This is a genomic window from Streptomyces sp. NPDC043996 (assembly GCF_056435225.1).
The window spans coordinates 20,628-36,874 of record NZ_JBWKEY010000022.1; the positions used below are offsets into that span (position 1 = coordinate 20,628).

Annotated in this window: 14 protein-coding genes; 9 read left to right on the plus strand and 5 right to left on the minus strand. The window is 73.4% G+C overall.

Annotation, left to right across the window (positions count from 1 at the left end; genetic code table 11):
* Window positions 1-62 precede the first annotated feature (62 nt).
* Window positions 63-500: a MarR family winged helix-turn-helix transcriptional regulator gene (locus AC07A4_RS39230; RefSeq protein WP_478608802.1), complete on the plus strand. Its 438-nt coding sequence runs from the start codon at window positions 63-65 to the stop codon at window positions 498-500.
* A gap of 184 nt (window positions 501-684) precedes the next feature.
* Here AC07A4_RS39230 and fdhD read toward each other — a convergent pair whose 3' ends face one another.
* From fdhD to AC07A4_RS39255, 5 genes are read right to left on the minus strand one after another with little or no spacing between them, the layout of a single operon-like run.
* A complete protein-coding gene (fdhD, locus tag AC07A4_RS39235) occupies window positions 685-1,545 on the minus strand; it encodes a formate dehydrogenase accessory sulfurtransferase FdhD (RefSeq protein WP_478608805.1) in 861 nt (286 codons plus the stop codon).
* A gap of 5 nt (window positions 1,546-1,550) precedes the next feature.
* On the minus strand, window positions 1,551-2,429 hold the full coding sequence (locus AC07A4_RS39240; RefSeq protein ID WP_478608808.1) for a 2Fe-2S iron-sulfur cluster-binding protein: 879 nt from the start codon (window positions 2,427-2,429) through the stop codon (window positions 1,551-1,553).
* Entirely contained in the window at window positions 2,426-4,393 is a 1,968-nt protein-coding gene (locus tag AC07A4_RS39245; RefSeq protein ID WP_478608810.1) for an NADH-ubiquinone oxidoreductase-F iron-sulfur binding region domain-containing protein, read from the minus strand. Before AC07A4_RS39245 ends, AC07A4_RS39240 begins: the two co-directional genes overlap by 4 nt.
* A 6-nt stretch (window positions 4,394-4,399) precedes the next feature.
* Window positions 4,400-6,364 (minus strand): molybdopterin oxidoreductase family protein, encoded by a 1,965-nt coding sequence (locus tag AC07A4_RS39250; protein WP_478608812.1) that lies wholly within the window; start codon window positions 6,362-6,364, stop codon window positions 4,400-4,402.
* The gene (locus AC07A4_RS39255; protein WP_478608814.1) at window positions 6,361-7,341 is read right to left on the minus strand and encodes a 2-dehydropantoate 2-reductase; all 981 of its coding nucleotides are present in this window, start codon (window positions 7,339-7,341) and stop codon (window positions 6,361-6,363) included. The genes AC07A4_RS39250 and AC07A4_RS39255 overlap by 4 nt, the downstream gene beginning before the upstream one ends.
* Before the next feature lie 237 nt (window positions 7,342-7,578).
* Between AC07A4_RS39255 and AC07A4_RS39260 the strand changes: the two genes are divergently transcribed.
* From AC07A4_RS39260 to AC07A4_RS39295, 8 genes are all read left to right on the plus strand, one after another.
* Complete coding sequence (locus AC07A4_RS39260) at window positions 7,579-8,922, plus strand: OFA family MFS transporter (protein ID WP_478608817.1); 1,344 nt, start codon at window positions 7,579-7,581, stop codon at window positions 8,920-8,922.
* Window positions 8,891-9,049: an MFS transporter small subunit gene (locus AC07A4_RS39265; protein ID WP_478608819.1), complete on the plus strand. Its 159-nt coding sequence runs from the start codon at window positions 8,891-8,893 to the stop codon at window positions 9,047-9,049. Before AC07A4_RS39260 ends, AC07A4_RS39265 begins: the two co-directional genes overlap by 32 nt.
* 124 nt (window positions 9,050-9,173) lie before the next feature.
* Window positions 9,174-10,121: a beta-ketoacyl-ACP synthase III gene (locus tag AC07A4_RS39270; RefSeq protein ID WP_478608821.1), complete on the plus strand. Its 948-nt coding sequence runs from the start codon at window positions 9,174-9,176 to the stop codon at window positions 10,119-10,121.
* Between the two features lie 88 nt (window positions 10,122-10,209).
* A complete protein-coding gene (locus tag AC07A4_RS39275; RefSeq protein WP_478608823.1) occupies window positions 10,210-10,887 on the plus strand; it encodes a GntR family transcriptional regulator in 678 nt (225 codons plus the stop codon).
* 318 nt (window positions 10,888-11,205) lie between these two features.
* On the plus strand, window positions 11,206-12,387 hold the full coding sequence (locus tag AC07A4_RS39280; RefSeq protein WP_478608826.1) for an ROK family transcriptional regulator: 1,182 nt from the start codon (window positions 11,206-11,208) through the stop codon (window positions 12,385-12,387).
* Between the two features lie 123 nt (window positions 12,388-12,510).
* Window positions 12,511-14,121: a sugar ABC transporter ATP-binding protein gene (locus tag AC07A4_RS39285; RefSeq protein WP_478608828.1), complete on the plus strand. Its 1,611-nt coding sequence runs from the start codon at window positions 12,511-12,513 to the stop codon at window positions 14,119-14,121.
* Window positions 14,118-15,137: an ABC transporter permease gene (locus tag AC07A4_RS39290; protein ID WP_478608831.1), complete on the plus strand. Its 1,020-nt coding sequence runs from the start codon at window positions 14,118-14,120 to the stop codon at window positions 15,135-15,137. Before AC07A4_RS39285 ends, AC07A4_RS39290 begins: the two co-directional genes overlap by 4 nt.
* A 13-nt stretch (window positions 15,138-15,150) precedes the next feature.
* Window positions 15,151-16,194 (plus strand): substrate-binding domain-containing protein, encoded by a 1,044-nt coding sequence (locus AC07A4_RS39295; protein ID WP_478608833.1) that lies wholly within the window; start codon window positions 15,151-15,153, stop codon window positions 16,192-16,194.
* Window positions 16,195-16,247: the final 53 nt, after the last annotated feature.

Below are 16,247 nucleotides of genomic sequence, written 5' to 3' on the forward strand. Positions count from 1 at the left end.
TGCTCCCAACGATAACCGCGCTTTCGTTGGGGAGTCCAATGATTCTTCGCTAGGCTTCCCCCATGCCCGAGACTCCGCCCGCCCCCTCCACCATCCGCACGCTCCCCAGCTGGCTGCTCGGCCGCGCCGCCGCCCGGGGCCGCGCCCTGGTCGCCGACGCGCTGGCCGCCGAGGGCATGAGGATGTGGCACCACGTGGTCCTGGCGGCCGTCGCCGACCTCGGCCCCGTCGCCCAGGCGGAGCTGGGCCGCAGCGTGTCGCTCGACCCCAAGGACATGGTCGGCGTCCTCAACGACCTCCAGGACGCGGCCCTCATCGAACGCACCCCCGACCCCCGCGACCGCCGCAAGAACGCGGTCACGATCACGTCCGAGGGCCGCCGCCTCCTCGACCGCTGCACTCAGGCGGCGCACCGGGCGAACGCGGAACTCCTGGCCCCGCTGACCCCCGAGGAGCGGGACCGATTCATCGACATGCTGACGCGAGTAGTGGGGCTTTAAGCCCGTCCGGCGTTTGAGGACGAGCCGCGGAGCGGCGACAGATCAAGCCGGTCCGGCGTTTGAGGACGAGCGCGCAGCGCGACGAACCCCGCCCCCAGCGGAGCGCAGCCGTGGGCCCGGCCGGCGCAGGGGGCGCTCCCCGCCGACCGGGCCCAGACCACCGCGCCGCGCGGCCCCGCACCGGTCACCCCAGGTCGGCCGCGGCCCGCAGGGCCACCCGGTGCTCGCCCGCGTACACGTTCATGGAGGCGCCGCGCAGGAAGCCCACCAGCGTCAGACCCGTCTCGGCGGCCAGGTCGACGGCGAGCGACGACGGCGCGGAGACCGCGGCGAGCACCGGGACGCCCGCCATCACGGCCTTCTGCGCCAGCTCGAAGGAGGCCCGCCCGGACACGAGCAGGACCGTGCGCGCGAGCGGCAGCCGCCCGCTCTGCAGGGCCCGCCCGACCAGCTTGTCCACGGCGTTGTGCCGCCCGACGTCCTCGCGCACGTCGAGCAGTTCGCCGTCCTCGGTGAACAGCGCGGCCGCGTGCAGCCCGCCGGTCCGGTCGAAGACGCGCTGGGCGGCGCGCAGCCGGTCGGGCAGGGCGGCGAGCAGCTCCGGCGTCAGGCGCAGCGCCTCGCCGCCGTCGGCGGTGTCGTCGATGGGCCAGCGGGCCGTCGTACGCACCGCGTCCAGGCTGGCCTTGCCGCACAGGCCGCACGACGACGTCGTGTAGACGTTGCGCTCCAGGGTGATGTCCGGCAGGACGACGTCCGGGGCGGTCGTCACGTCGACCACGTTGTACGTGTTCGAGCCGTCCTCGGTGGCGCCCGCGCAGTACACGATGCTCCGCAGCTCGGCCGCGGCGCCGAGGACGCCCTCGCTGACGAGGAACCCCGCCGCGAGCGCGAAGTCGTCGCCCGGCGTGCGCATGGTGATCGCCAGCGGCTTGCCGTTCAGGCGGATCTCCAGCGGCTCCTCGGCGACGAGCGTGTCGGGCCGCTCGCTGACCGCGCCGTCGCGGATGCGGAGGACGCGGCGGCGCTCCGTGACTCGTCCCATGTCGATCAGTCCCGGTTCTGTACGTGCTGGTAGCCGAAGCGGCCCTTGATGCAGAGGTTGCCGTGGGTCACCGGGCTGTCGTGCGGCGAGGTGACCTTCACGATCTCATTGTCCTGCACGTGCAGCGTCAGCTCGCAGCCGACTCCGCAGTACGCGCACACGGTGGTCGTCCGCTCCTGCGCGGCCTCGTCCCAGGCCCCGGCCGCGCGCAGGTCGTACTCGCGCTTGAAGCTGAGCGCGCCCGTCGGGCACACCTCCACGCAGTTGCCGCAGTACACGCACGCCGACTCGGTCAGCGGCCCGTCGTGCTCGACGGCGATGCGGGCGTCGAAGCCGCGGCCCACGACGGCGATGGCGAAGCTGTTCTGCCACTGCTCGCCGCAGGCGTCCACGCACTTGTAGCAGAGCACGCACTTGTCGTACTCGCGCACGTACAGGTCGTTGTCGACGCGCGGCGCCTCGTCCAGGCGGGCCGCGCCGGGGCCGAAGCGGTCCGGCCGCGCGCCGTACTCCTTCAGCCAGACGTCGATCTGTGGTGTCGTCGACAAGTCGACGGACGAGGCGAGGAGTTCGAGGACGAGGCGGCGGCTGTGCCGGGTACGGCCGGTGTCCGTGCGCACCACCATGCCGGGCTCGGCGCGCCGCGAGCACGCCGGGGCGAGGGTGCGCGCGCCCTCGACCTCCACGACGCACACCCGGCAGGCGTTGCGGGGCCGCAGCGTGTCGCCCGCGCACAGCGTCGGCACGTCCTTGCCCGCGGCGCGGCAGGCGTCGAGGAGCGTCGCGCCCTCAGGCACCCGGACCTCATCGCCGTCGAGCGTGAACTCGACCGTCCGGTGCGGCACGTGTGGCATGTGCGGCATGCCCAGGTCGACGCTGGTCATCGGTAGACCCCCAGGCGGTCGATCGCGGATTCCACGGCGTTCCACGCGGTCTGCCCCAGACCGCAGATCGACGCGTCGCGCAGGACCTGGCCCACCTCGCGCAGCAGCGCGACGTCGTCGTCGGCCGCGGCGCCGCGCAGGTCGAGCAGCCGCCGCAGGGCCTCCTCCTGCCGTACGGTGCCCACCCGGCAGGGCACGCACTGCCCGCACGACTCGTCGCGGAAGAACTCCGCGATCCGCAGCAGCACGCGCGGCAGCGGCACCGAGTCGTCAAGGACGAGCACGACACCCGACCCGAGGGTGGTGCCCGCGGCGCGGGTCCCCTCGAAGGTCAGCGGGATGTCCCGCTCGTCGGGGCGTACGAATCCGCCCGCCGCGCCGCCGAGCAGGACGGCGCGCGGGGTGCCCACGGGGACGGCGAGGTCGAGGAGTTCGCCGAGCGTGGCGCCGAGCTCCAGCTCGTACACGCCGGGCCGGGCGACGCCGCCCGAGACGCAGAAGAGCTTGGTCTCCTTGGCTCGGCCGGTGAGGATCGGCGGCACGTTGACGAGGGTCTCCACGTTGTTGGCGGCCGTCGGCTTGCCGAACAGGCCCCGCTCCACCGGGAACGGCGGCTTCGTGCGGGGCTCGCCGCGATGGCCCTCGATGGAGTTGAACAGGGCGGTCTCCTCGCCGCAGATGTACGCGCCCGCGCCGCGCCGGATCTCGACGTCGAAGGCGTCGCCCTGGCCGAGGACGTCCGGGCCGAGGAAGCCGCGGGCGCGGGCCCGCGCGATCGCGTGCTCCAGGCGCGCGGTCGCCCGCGGGTACTCGCCGCGGACGTACAGATAGCCGCGGTGGGCGCCGATCGCGTACCCGGCGATCGTCATCGCCTCGATCACCGCGTACGGATCGCCCTCCATGACCACGCGGTCCTTGAAGGTGCCGGGCTCCGATTCGTCGGCGTTGCACACGAGGTAGTGCGGGTGCTCCGGCCGCGCCGCCGTCGCCCGCCACTTGCGGCCGGTGGGGAAGGCGGCGCCGCCCCTGCCGAGGAGGCCCGACTCCTCCACCGCGCGGATCACCGCGTCCGGGCCGATGGCCAGGGCGCGGCGCAGGGCGGTGTAGCCGCCGTGCGCGCGGTAGTCGTCGAGGCGGGCGGGGTCCGCGACGCCGACGCGCCGCAGCAGCACCAGGCCGGGGGTGCCCGTCTGCGGCACGGCGGCCTCCGGCGGGGGTTCGGCGGGGGCGGTGTCGGGGGTGCGGGTGGCTTCGCTGAGGGCGTCGGGGGTGGCGGGCGCGACGACCGCTACCGCGTGGTCCCCAAGCCCGCCCCTTCCCGAAACCGGAGCTCCGCCCCGGACCCCGTAATCGGCGCTCCGCGCCTCGTCCTCAAACGCCGGACGGGCTTGATCTCCCGGCCGTGGCTGCGACAGTTCTAGCCCCTCCGGCGTTTGAGGAGCGGGGTCTGGGGCGGAGCCCCAGTTCGGGAAGGGGCGGGTCTGGGGCGCCCCCGCGAGGGCACCCGCCCGTACCACCCACGCCGCCGGTGCCCGCTCGCAGAGCCCGAGGCAGGGGCTGGCCTCCGTCTCGACGCCGGGCGCCTCGCGCAGGGCCGCGGCCCCGCGCCCCGCGCACACCAGATCCGTGCAGACCCGCACCACCGTCCGCTCCCGCTCCCGCACAGAGAACAGGGAGTAGAACGTGGCCACGCCGTACGCCTCCGCGGGCGGCACCGTCAGGCGGCGGCACAGATAGGCGAGGCCCCCCGCGCTGATCCAGCCCACGCGGTCGTTGAGCGCGTGCAGGCCCGGAAGGAGCAGGTCCCGCCGCTCCCGGGCGGCCCGCCCGCCCCGCGCCCAGCGCAGGTCGGCGGACGGCCGGTCGCCCGCGCCCCCCCAGGCCGAGGGCGCGGGCCCCAACAGGTCGTCCACGGCGGCCCGTTCCCCGCCGGACGGCTCGGCGTCGCCGAAGCGCAGGTCCACCCGACCTCACCCCATCTTCTCGATGCGTATCGCCGACGCCTTGAACTCGGCCGTCCCCGCGATCGGGCAGTTCGCCTCGATCGTCAGCTGGTTGGTGTCGACCTCGTCCGGAAAGTGCATGGTCATGAAGGCGAGCCCGGGGCGAAGGCCGGGGTCCACCCACACCGGGGCGACGACGGCACCCCGCCGCGAGGCCACCCGCACCCGCTCGCCCACGGCGACGCCGTACCGCCGCGCGTCTTCCGGGCACAGCTCCACGTACTCGCCGCGCCGCAGCGGAGAGGCGAAACCGCCGCTCTGGACGCCGGTGTTGTACGAGTCGAGGCGGCGGCCCGTCGTCAGGCGCAGCGGGTAGCGCTCGTCGGTGACGTCCACCGGCGGGTCGTGCGCGACGAGGCCGAAGGGCGCCCGCGGGCCCCGGAGCCCGGGGTCGGTCTCCCACAGCCGCCCGTGCAGGAAGCTCGCGGGGAGCGCGGTCAGGTCGGGGCAGGGCCACTGGAGGCCGTGGTGGGCCTCGAGCCGCTCGTACGTCATCCCGAAGTGGGCGGGGGACAGCGTCCGCAGCTCGTCCCAGACGGCCCGCGCGTCGGCGTACTGCCAGGGGTGGCCGAGGCGGGCGGCGACGGCGCAGATGATGTCGATGTCCTCGCGGGCCTCGCCCGGCGGCCGCAGCGCCGCGCGCACGCGCTGCACCCGGCGCTCGCTGTTGGTGGTGGTGCCCTCGGTCTCGGCCCAGGAGGCGGTCGCGGGCAGCACCACGTCCGCGAGCTCGGCGGTCCGGGTCAGGAAGATGTCCTGGACGACGAGGTGGTCGAGCGCGCCCAGGCGGCGCACGGCCTGCTCGCTGTCGGCCTCCGACTGCGCGGGGTTCTCACCGACGCAGTACACGGCCCGCAGCGCGCCCGACTCCATCGCCTCGAACATCTCGGTGAGCGTCATCCCGTACCGCGGCGGGATCGTGGCGCCCCAGGCGCGTTCGAACGCGGCGCGGCCGGTGTCGTCGAGGAGGTCCTGGAAGCCGGGCAGGCGGTTGGGGATGGCGCCCATGTCGCCGCCGCCCTGGACGTTGTTCTGCCCGCGCAGCGGCTGCACCCCGGCGCCGTAGCGGCCCACGTGCCCGGTGAGCAGCGCCAGGTTGATCAGGGCGCGGACGTTGTCGGTGCCGTTGTGGTGCTCGGTGATGCCGAGCGTCCAGCACAGCTGGGCGCGCTCGGCGGTGGCGTAGGCGTGCGCCAGGTCGCGGATGGCGGCGGCGGGCACGCCGGTGACCCGCTCGGCGAGCGTCGGCGTCCACGGCGCGACCAGCGCCGCGTAGTCCTCGAAGCCGGAGGTGGCGCGCTCGACGAACGCCTCGTTGTGCAGCCCCGCGCGGATGATCTCGCGGCCGACGGCGTGGGCGAGCGGGATATCGGTGCCCACGTTCAGGCCGAGCCAGCCCTCGGCCCACTCGGCGGTCGCGGTGCGGCGCGGGTCCACCGCGTACAGCCGCGCGCCGCCCCGGACGCCCTTGAGGACGTGCTGGAAGAAGATCGGGTGCGCGAAGCGGGCGTTGGAGCCCCACAGCACGATCAGGTCGGTGTGCTCGACCTCCTCGTACGAGGAGGTGCCGCCGCCCGAGCCGAACACCGCGGTAAGCCCGGCGACGCTCGGCGCGTGGCAGGTGCGGTTGCAGGAGTCGACGTTGTTCGTGCCCATCACCACGCGGGTGAACTTCTGCGCCACGTAGTTCATCTCGTTGGTGGCGCGGGCGCAGGAGAGCATCGCGAAGGCGTCCGGGCCGTGCGCCGCGCGGGCGCGCCTAAAGCCGTCGGCGGCCCGCTCCAGGGCCTCCTCCCAGCTCGCCTCGCGCAGCGGGCCGCTCCTCGTGTCCCGGACGAGGGGGCGGGTGAGGCGGGTGTACGACTTCGGGGCGCGGCCGCGCCGCGGCGGAGTGCGGCGGCGCGGCGTCGGGGTGCGGTCTCGCTCCGTCATGCGGCGGCGCTCCTCGTGCCGTGGGCGAGCAGGTCCGACAGGGCGTGCACGGTCCGCAGCGTGGGCACGCGCACACCAGTGATCTCCGCGAGCTCGACGACGGCGGCCAGCAGCACATCGAGTTCGAGCGGCCTGCCGCGCTCCAGGTCCTGCAGGGTGGAGGTGCGGTGGTCGCCGACGCGCTCGGCGCCCGCGAGCCGCCGCTCGATGGAGATGTCCGGCTCGCAGCCGAGGGCCGCGGCGACCGCGAGGGTCTCGGCCATCATGATCTCGATGACGCGCCGGGTGCCGCCGTGGCGGCACATCTCGCGCATCGTGGCCCGGGCGAGCGCGCTGATCGGGTTGAAGGAGATGTTGCCGAGCAGCTTGATCCAGACGTCGCGGCGCACGTCGTGTTCCACCGGGCACTTGAGGCCGCCCGCGCGCATCGCCGCGCTGAAGTCGAGACAGCGCGCGGAGCGGCCGCGGTCCGGCTCGCCGATGGCGAAGCGGGTCCCCTCCAGGTGGCGGACGACGCCGGGCTCGGCCAGCTCCGTCGCCGCGTACACCACACAGCCGATGGCGCGCTCGGGGGCGAGCACGGCGCTGACCGCGCCGCCCGGGTCGACGCTGTCGAGCCGGTGGCCGTCGTGCGGGCCGCCGTGCCGGTGGAAGTACCACCAGGGGATGCCGTTCTGGGCCGCGACCACCGCCGTGTCGGCCTTGAGGAGCGGCGCGAGGAGCGGCCCGCACGCCGCGTACGAGGTGGCCTTCAGGCCGAGGAAGACGACGTCGGCGGGGCCGGCCTCGCGCGGGTCGTCGGTGGCGCGGGCGCGGGCGGTGAAGTCCCCGCGCGGGCTGCGGACCCGCACGCCGTGCCGCCGCAGGGCCGCCAAGTGGGGGCCGCGGGCGATGAGATGGACGTCGGCGCCCGCGCGGTGCAGCGCGGCTCCGACATAGGCGCCGATCGCACCGGCGCCCAGGACTGCGACTTTCACGAGGGGCGCTCCGTTCGGTCGAGGGTTCCGACGGGACCGCCGTGCTGGCCGGACGGCCACGCAGCGTGGATGGAATACTGTCTACAGTATGGAAGTTGGGCCGACAAGGGTTCGTGCGGCACTTCGGAGGGCTCGTGCGGCACTTCGGTACGTGGTGGTTCGGCACATCGCATACCGTCGACGAATCGCCGCCCGCCCCCTTCCCAACGGCCCTCCGGGTTCCTACCGTTCGGGATCATGAGGCCCCCCGTCGCACCCCCCGGCTGGAGCCGCTGGCTCGTGCCGCCTGCCGCCCTGTCGGTGCACCTCTCCATCGGCCAGGCCTACGCCTGGAGCGTCTTCAAACCGCCCCTGGAGTCCGCGCTCGACCTCAGCGGCACCCAGAGCGCGCTGCCGTTCCAGCTCGGCATCGTCATGCTCGGCCTGTCCGCCGCGCTCGGCGGCACGTTCGTGGAGCGCAACGGCCCGCGCTGGGCCATGTCCGTCGCCCTCGTCTGCTTCTCCTCGGGCTTCCTGCTCGCCGCGCTCGGCGCCGCGACCCGGCAGTACTGGCTGATCGTCTTCGGATACGGCTGCGTCGGCGGCATCGGGCTCGGCATCGGCTACATCTCCCCGGTGTCCACACTGATCAAGTGGTTCCCCGACCGGCCCGGCATGGCCACCGGCATCGCGATCATGGGCTTCGGCGGCGGCGCGCTGATCGCCTCGCCGTGGAGCGCCCAGATGCTGGACGCGTTCGGCAGGGACAGCGGCGGCATCGCCCTGGCGTTCCTGGTGCACGGCCTGTCGTACGCGGTGTTCATGATCCTTGGGGTGCTGCTCGTACGGGTGCCGAGGGCTTCCCCAGGGCCCGGGGCGGGGTCCCCGGGCGGCTCCAGCGCCCCGGCGGGACCGCAGGTCTCGGCGAGGCAGGCGATCCGCACCCCCCAGTTCTGGTGCCTGTGGGTCGTCCTGTGCATGAACGTGACCGCCGGGATCGGCATCCTGGAGAAGGCCGCGCCGATGATCGGCGACTTCTTCGCGGACTCCGCGGCGCCGGTCTCCGCCTCCGCCGCCGCGGGCTTCGTGGCCCTGCTCTCCGCCGCGAACATGGCGGGCCGCATCGGCTGGTCGTCCGCGTCCGACCGGCTCGGCCGCAAGAACGTCTACCGCCTGTACCTCGGCGCGGGCGCGGTCATGTACCTGCTGATCGCCCGCTTCGGCGACGAGTCCAAGCCCCTGTTCGTGGTCTGCGCCCTGGTCATCCTGTCCTTCTACGGCGGCGGCTTCGCCACGATCCCCGCGTATCTGAAGGACCTCTTCGGCACCTACCAGGTCGGCGCCATCCACGGCAGGCTGCTCACCGCCTGGTCGCTGGCCGGTGTCCTGGGGCCCCTGATCGTCAACTGGGTGGCCGACCGCCAGGAGGAGGCCGGCAAGGAGGGCGCCGATCTCTACGGCGTCTCACTGTCGATCATGATCGGTCTGCTCGCGGTCGGCTTCGTCGCCAACGAGCTGGTACGTCCCGTCCACCCCCGCCACCACGTCCCCGCCCCGAAGGAGGCCGCCGATGACGGCGCCGCAGAGCCCGCCGCCACCTGACCCCGCCGCCGCACCGGCCCCGCGCCGCCGCGCGCTGATCCTCGGCGCCTGGCTGTGGGTGACCGTGCCGCTGGCATACGGCGTCTACGAACTCGTACACAAGGCCACACAGCTCTTCACCGGGTGACGCGATGATGAGAAGCATCCAAACGAGCGGTCCCAATCCTGTCGCATTACCTCACCTCGTACCCGTGAGTCGCTAAGCAGACTGGACGGTCCCGTACATCCGGCACCACGAGGGGACCGCCCATATGCCCGGCTCACGCATCGCCGCCGTCGGCCACTACCAGCCCGCCAGGGTAATGACCAACGACGACCTGGCCGGCATGGTCGACACCAGCGACGAGTGGATCACCTCCCGGGTCGGCATCCGCACCCGTCACATCGCGGGCCCCGAGGAACCCGTCGACGAGCTCGCCGCGCACGCCGCCGCCAAGGCGCTCGCGGCGGCGGGCCACTCGCCCGAGACCGTGGACCTGGTCGTCGTCGCCACCTCCACGGCCGTCGACCGCTCCCCGAACATGGCCGCCCGGGTCGCCGCCCGCCTCGGCCTGCCCTCGCCCGCGGCCCTGGACGTCAACGTCGTCTGCGCGGGCTTCACGCACGCCCTCGCCACCGCCGACCACGCCGTGCGGGCCGGGGCCGCGCGCCGGGCGGTCGTCATCGGCGCCGACAAGATGTCCGCGGTGACCGACTGGACGGACCGCACCACGTGCGTCCTGGTCGGCGACGGGGCGGGCGCGGCCGTCGTGGAGGCGTGCGGGCCCGGCGAGGAGCCCGGGATCTCTCCTGTGCTGTGGGGGTCGGTGCCGGAGATGGGGCACGCGGTGCGCATCGAGGGGCAGCCCGCGCGGTTCGCGCAGGAGGGGCAGAGCGTCTACCGCTGGGCCACCACGCGGCTGCCGCCGCTGGCCCGCGCCGCCTGCGAGCGGGCCGGGCTCACGCCCGCCGACCTCAAGGCGGTCGTCCTGCACCAGGCCAACCTGCGCATCGTCGAACCCCTCGCCGAGCGCATCGGCGCCGTGAACGCCGTCGTCGCCCGCGACGTGGTCGAGTCCGGCAACACCTCGGCCGCCTCCGTGCCGCTCGCCCTTTCCAAGCTGGTGGAACGCGGCGAGATCAGCACCGGCGACCCGGTGCTCCTGTTCGGCTTCGGCGGGAACCTGTCGTACGCGGGGCAGGTCGTGCGCTGTCCGTGACGGCCCCAACTGCCTCTGGTGCTGGCCCTGGTGCTCGGTAAACTGTAGACAAAAGCCAATGCTCAGATGGCGCAGGAGGGGGACCCGCATGTTGTCCGCAGGACTGCCGCAAGGGACCGTGCCCAGGCTGGAGCGGCCAGGACCGCTGCGCGAGCGGGTGTACGAGGCGCTGCTCGAACTCATCACCACGCGCGCCCTCCAGCCGGGCCAGCACCTCGTCGAGAGCGAGCTCGCCGGGCACCTCGGGGTATCCCGGCAGCCCGTGCGCGAGGCGCTGCAGCGGCTCAACACCGAGGGCTGGGTGGACCTGCGGCCCGCGCAGGGCGCCTTCGTGCACGAGCCGACGGAGGAGGAGGCGGACCAACTGCTCACCGTCCGCACCCTCCTGGAGGCGGAGGCGGCCCGCCTCGCCGCGGCGCGCGCCGACGCCGCCGGAGTCGGCGCGCTCGAAGAGCTGTGCGCGCAAGGGGAGTCGGCGGTCGACGCCGAGGACGTGGACCGCGTCGTCGCCGCGAACGCCGCCTTCCACGCCAAGGTCATGGAACTCGCGGGCAACGTGGTCCTCGCGGAGCTCGCGGGGCGGGTGGACCGGCGGGTGCGCTGGTACTACACGCCGGTGGCCCGGCAGCGCGGGCGCCAGTCCTGGCAGGAGCACCGGGAGCTGATCGCCGCCATCTCGTCGGGGGACGAGGCGGGGGCCACGGCGGTGATGCGGGCCCACACGGAGCACACGCGCCGCACCTACCACAACCGTGCGGCCCCCTGACCTCCCGCCTCCCTGACCTCCCGCCTCCCTGGCCTCCCGCCTCCCTGGCCCCCGGCCGGGGCGGGCGCCCTCTTCTCCCACCCACCCGCCTCCCATCGGCGCTCCGCGCCTCGTCCTCAAACGCCGGACGGGCTTAATCACCTTCCGGCCGCTCCTTCTTTGTCCTGTGGGTGGCGAAAGTTATAGGCAAACCACGCGCAAGTTCTTCCCACTCCCGGCACCCACTGCTACGTTCCCCTCGAAAGCCCAACACGTACACAGGACTTCGAGCGACTTCGAAGGGCAAGGCCGACGAGGCGGGAGGGGCGCGTGAGACGCATGACGGCTCGACCCGCCAACGCGCACCAGGCGCGGCTCCTGCGCCTGCTGCGTGACGGCGGCCCCAACTCCCGCGCCCAGCTGGGCGACCAGGTCGACCTGTCACGGTCCAAGCTGGCCGTGGAGGTGGACCGCCTCCTGGACACCGGACTCGTGGTCGCCGACGGCCTCGCCGCGTCCCGCGGCGGCCGCCGCTCCCACAACATCCGCCTCGCCCCGAACCTCCGCTTCCTCGGCGTGGACATCGGCGCCACCTCGGTCGACGTCGCCGTCACCAACGCCGAGCTGGAGGTCCTGGGGCACATCAACCAGCCCATGGACGTCCGCGAGGGGCCGGTCGCGGTCTTCGAGCAAGTCCTCGCCATGGCCGCCAAGCTGCGGAGCTCGGGGCTCGCGGAGGGGTTCGACGGGGCGGGCATCGGCGTCCCCGGCCCGGTCCGCTTCCCCGAGGGCGTCCCCGTCGCCCCGCCGATCATGCCCGGGTGGGACGGCTTTCCCGTACGGGAGGCCCTCAGTCAGGAACTCGGCTGCCCCGTCATGGTCGACAACGACGTGAACCTGATGGCGATGGGGGAGCAGCACGCGGGCGTGGCCCGCTCCGTGGGCGACTTCCTCTGCGTCAAGATCGGCACCGGCATCGGCTGCGGCATCGTCGTCGGCGGCGAGGTGTACCGGGGGACCACCGGCAGCGCGGGCGACATCGGCCACATCCAGGTGGAGCCCGAAGGCCGCCCCTGCGCCTGCGGCAACAAGGGCTGCCTGGAGGCCTACTTCAGCGGCGCGGCCCTCGCCCGCGACGCGCAGGAGGCCGCGCACCTGGGCCGCTCGCCCGAGCTCGCCACCCGCTTCGAGGCCGCGGGCGCCCTCACGGCCGTCGACGTCGCCGCCGCGGCCGCCGCCGGGGACGCCACCGCGCTCGATCTGATCCGGGCGGGCGGCAACCGCACCGGCCAGGTCATCGCCGGTCTCGTCAGCTTCTTCAACCCGGGCCTCGTGGTGATCGGCGGCGGCGTCACGGGCCTCGGCCACACCCTGCTCGCCGCGATCCGCACCCAGGTCTACCGCCAGTCCCTGCCCCTCGCGACCGGCAACCTCCCCATCGTCCTCGGCGAACTGGGCCCGACCGCCGGGGTCACCGGCGGCGCCCGGCTCATCAGCGACCACCTGTTCTCGCCCGCGTAACCGCACCCGCACCTCGTCGCCTCCGCCACGGACCACCAGTACGGCGCGCCGCTCCGCCCTGTCCCGTTCACCCTGCTTGCCCTGCCCTGACACCGGCCCGCACGCCCGCCGAGGGGAACCACCATGGCACCAGAAGAACCCCTGCTCAGCATGGACGGCATCACCAAGTCCTTCCCCGGCGTCCGCGCGCTCGACGGCGTCGACCTGCACGTACGGGCCGGTGAAGTGCACTGCCTGCTCGGCCAGAACGGCGCGGGCAAATCCACGCTCATCAAGGTCCTCGCGGGCGCCCACCAGCCCGACGGCGGCACCGTCGCCTGGCGCGGCGAGCGGATCACGCTGCGCTCGCCGATCTCCGCGATGCGGCGCGGCATCGCCACCATCTACCAGGAACTCGACCTGGTGGAGGGCCTCTCCGTCGCCGAGAACGTCCACCTCGGGCACGAGCCGACCACGGCCGGGTTCGTCGTCAGGGGGCGCGCCGCGCGCGAGTCGACCAGCGCGCTGCTCCAGCGGCTCGGGCATCCGGAGATCGATCCGGGGCGGCTCGTCGGCGACCTCTCCGCCGCGCAGCGGCAGATCGTGTCGATGGCCCGGGCGCTCTCCCACGACGTACGCCTCATCGTCATGGACGAGCCGTCCGCCGCCCTCGACCCGGACGAGGTCGACAACCTCTTCCGCATCGTCGGCGACCTCACGGCCGCCGGAGTCGCCGTCGTCTACATCTCCCACCGCCTGGAGGAGATCCGCCGCATCGGCGACCGCGTCACCGTCCTCAAGGACGGCCGTGCCGTCGCCGTCGGCCTGCCCGCGAAGGACACCCCGACCCGCGAGGTCATCGCCCTGATGACGGGGCGCGACGTCGAGTACGTCTTCCCCCCGCGCGGCCCGGGGCGGCAGGACCAACAGCCAGACAGTCAGGGCGAGTTGGACGCGGCCCCCGTGGACCCCGTGCTCGTCGTCCGCGGGCTCGCCCGCGACGGCGAGTTCGCGCCCTTCGACCTGGACTTGCGCCCCGGTGAGATCGTCGGGCTCGCGGGCCTCGTCGGCTCCGGGCGCTCCGAGATCCTGGAGACCATCTACGGCGCGCGCAAGCCGACCGCGGGACACGTCAGCGTGGGCGGCGTCCGGCTGCGCCCCGGCAGCGTCCGCGCCGCCGTGCGCGCCGGACTCGGCCTCGCCCCCGAGGAGCGCAAGGCCCAGGCCCTGCTGATGCTGGAGTCCGTCACGCGCAACGTCTCGGTCTCGACGCTGTCCCGCTTCTCGCGCGGCGGCTGGCTGGACCGCGCGAAGGAGCGCGAGGCCGCGCGGGCCGCCACCCAGGAGCTCTCCCTGCGGCCTGGCGACCCGTCAGTTCCCGTACGGACGCTGTCCGGTGGCAACCAGCAGAAGGCCGTGCTCGCGCGCTGGCTGCTGCGCGGCTGCCGGGTGCTGCTGCTCGACGAGCCCACGCGCGGCGTCGACGTCGGCGCCCGCGCCGAGCTGTACGCCGTGGTGCGCCGCCTCGCCGACGAGGGCCTCGCCGTGCTGCTCGTCTCCAGCGAGGTGCCCGAGGTCCTCGGCCTCGCCGACCGCGTCCTGGTGCTCCGCGAGGGCCACGTCGTGCACACGGCGCCCGCGCGCGAGCTCGACGAGCACCGCGTGCTCGACCTCGTCCTCGCCTCGGGCGCGCCCGCCGCGGCGGCCGCCGCACCGGAGGACACCCTCCCCACGGAAGGAAGCCCGGCGTCATGACGCAGCCCGCATCGCCCGGCAGGACCGTCACCGAGAAGAGCCCGCCGGCGGACGCCACGCCGGGACCCCTGCGGGCCCTGGCCGCCCGCGCCGACCTGCGGACCGCGTCCCTGCTCGGCGTCCTCGCCGCCCTCGTCGCGATCGGCGGCGTCACCCAGCCCGACTCGTTCCTCGACACCGACAACGTCCAGCTGATCCTCACCCAGGCGTCCGTCATCGGCGTCGTCACCGTCGGCATGACCTTCGTCATCATCTCCGGCGGCATCGACCTGTCCGTCGGCGCCATCGTCGCGCTCGCCTCCGTGTGGGCGACCACGGTCGCCACCCAGGAGTACGGCTTCGCGGGCATCCTGTTCACGGCCGTCGTCGTGGGCCTCGGCTGCGGCCTCGTGAACGGGCTGCTGATCGCGTACGGCGGCATGGTCCCCTTCATCGCGACGCTCGCCATGCTGGCCTCGGGCCGCGGCCTCGCCCTGGAGATCACCGACGGCAAGACCCAGATGGTCACCGTCGACGGCGTGCTGAAGCTGGGGGAGCGGGACGCGTACGTACTCGGCGTACCGCCCCTGGTGATCGTCTTCGCGGCCGTGACGGCCGTCGGCTGGCTCCTGCTCAACCGCACCACCTTCGGGCGCCGCTCGGTCGCCGTCGGCGGCAACGCCGAGGCCGCGCGCCTCGCGGGCATCGATGTGCGCAGGCAGCGGCTCTACCTGTATCTGCTGTCCGGCCTGTGCTGCGGCATCGCGGCCTTCCTGCTGATCATCCTGTCCGGCTCAGGCCAGAACACCAACGGCAACCTGTACGAACTCGACGCCATCGCCGCCGCGATCATCGGCGGCACCCTGCTCAGCGGCGGGCGCGGCACCATCACCGGCTCCGTGCTCGGCGTCCTGATCTTCACCACGATCACCAACATCTTCGCGCTCAACAACCTGGAGACCGCCGTCCAGCAGATCGCCAAGGGGGCGATCATCGTCGCCGCCGTCCTGGTGCAGCGCCGAACGGCCACCACCTGAAGGGGTCACCGCCATGTCACACAGCACGAGCCGCAGAGGACTGCTCTTCGGGGCGGCCGCCGTGTCCGCGGGTGCCGTCCTGACGGGCTGCACCAGCAACGAGTCAGACGATGACGACAACGACTCCCGGGCGAACAACCAGCCCGCCGACGACAAGCCAGGCAAGGAGGTCACCATCGGCTTCGCGGGCCCCCAGGCCGACCACGGCTGGCTGAACGCCATCAACGACAACGCCAGGCAGCGGGCGAAGAAGTACCAGGACGTCACCCTGGAGGCCACCGAGGGCTCCAACGACACCGCCGCCCAGATCGGCCAGGTCGAGACCCTCATCAATAGGAAGGTCGACGTCCTCGTCATCCTGCCCGCCGACGGCAAGGCCCTCACCCGGGTCGGCCTGAAGGCCATGAAGGCGGGCATCCCCGTCGTCAACCTCGACCGGATCTTCGCCTCCGCGCAGGCCTACCGCTGCTGGATCGGCGGCGACAACTACGGCATGGGCCTGAGCGCCGGGCACTACATCGGCGAGAAGCTCAAGGACACGAAGAACGCCAAGGTCGTGGAGCTCGCCGGGCTCGACAACCTGGAGCTCACCAAGCAGCGTACGAACGGCTTCGACGACGCCCTGAAGAACTACCCCAACATCGAGAAGGTCGCCCGGCAGGCCGCCGAGTTCACCGTGGAGTCCGGGCAGTCGAAGATGTCGCAGCTGCTCCAGGCGCAGAAGGACTTCGACGCGCTGTGGAACCACGACGACGACCAGGGGGTCGGCGCCCTGCGCGCCATCAAGCAGGCGGGCCGCGACGACTTCCTGATGGTCGGGGGCGCGGGCGCGCTCTCCGCCTTCCAGGAGATCAAGGCCGACCGGGGCGTCCTCAAGGCCACCGTCCTGTATCCGCCGACGATGGCCGCGTCCGCGATCGACCTCGCGCGCGCCCTCGGCCAGGGCAAGGGCATCCGGGGCATGGCCGAGTACGAGATCCCGGCGTCCCTCACGCTCTACTCGGCGGTCGTCGACAAGGACAACGTCGACCAATACATGTCCACCGGCTTCAAGTGACGGGTCCACCGGCCGTGCGTACGGCCGTACCCGCTGCCGTACGTACGTACCGA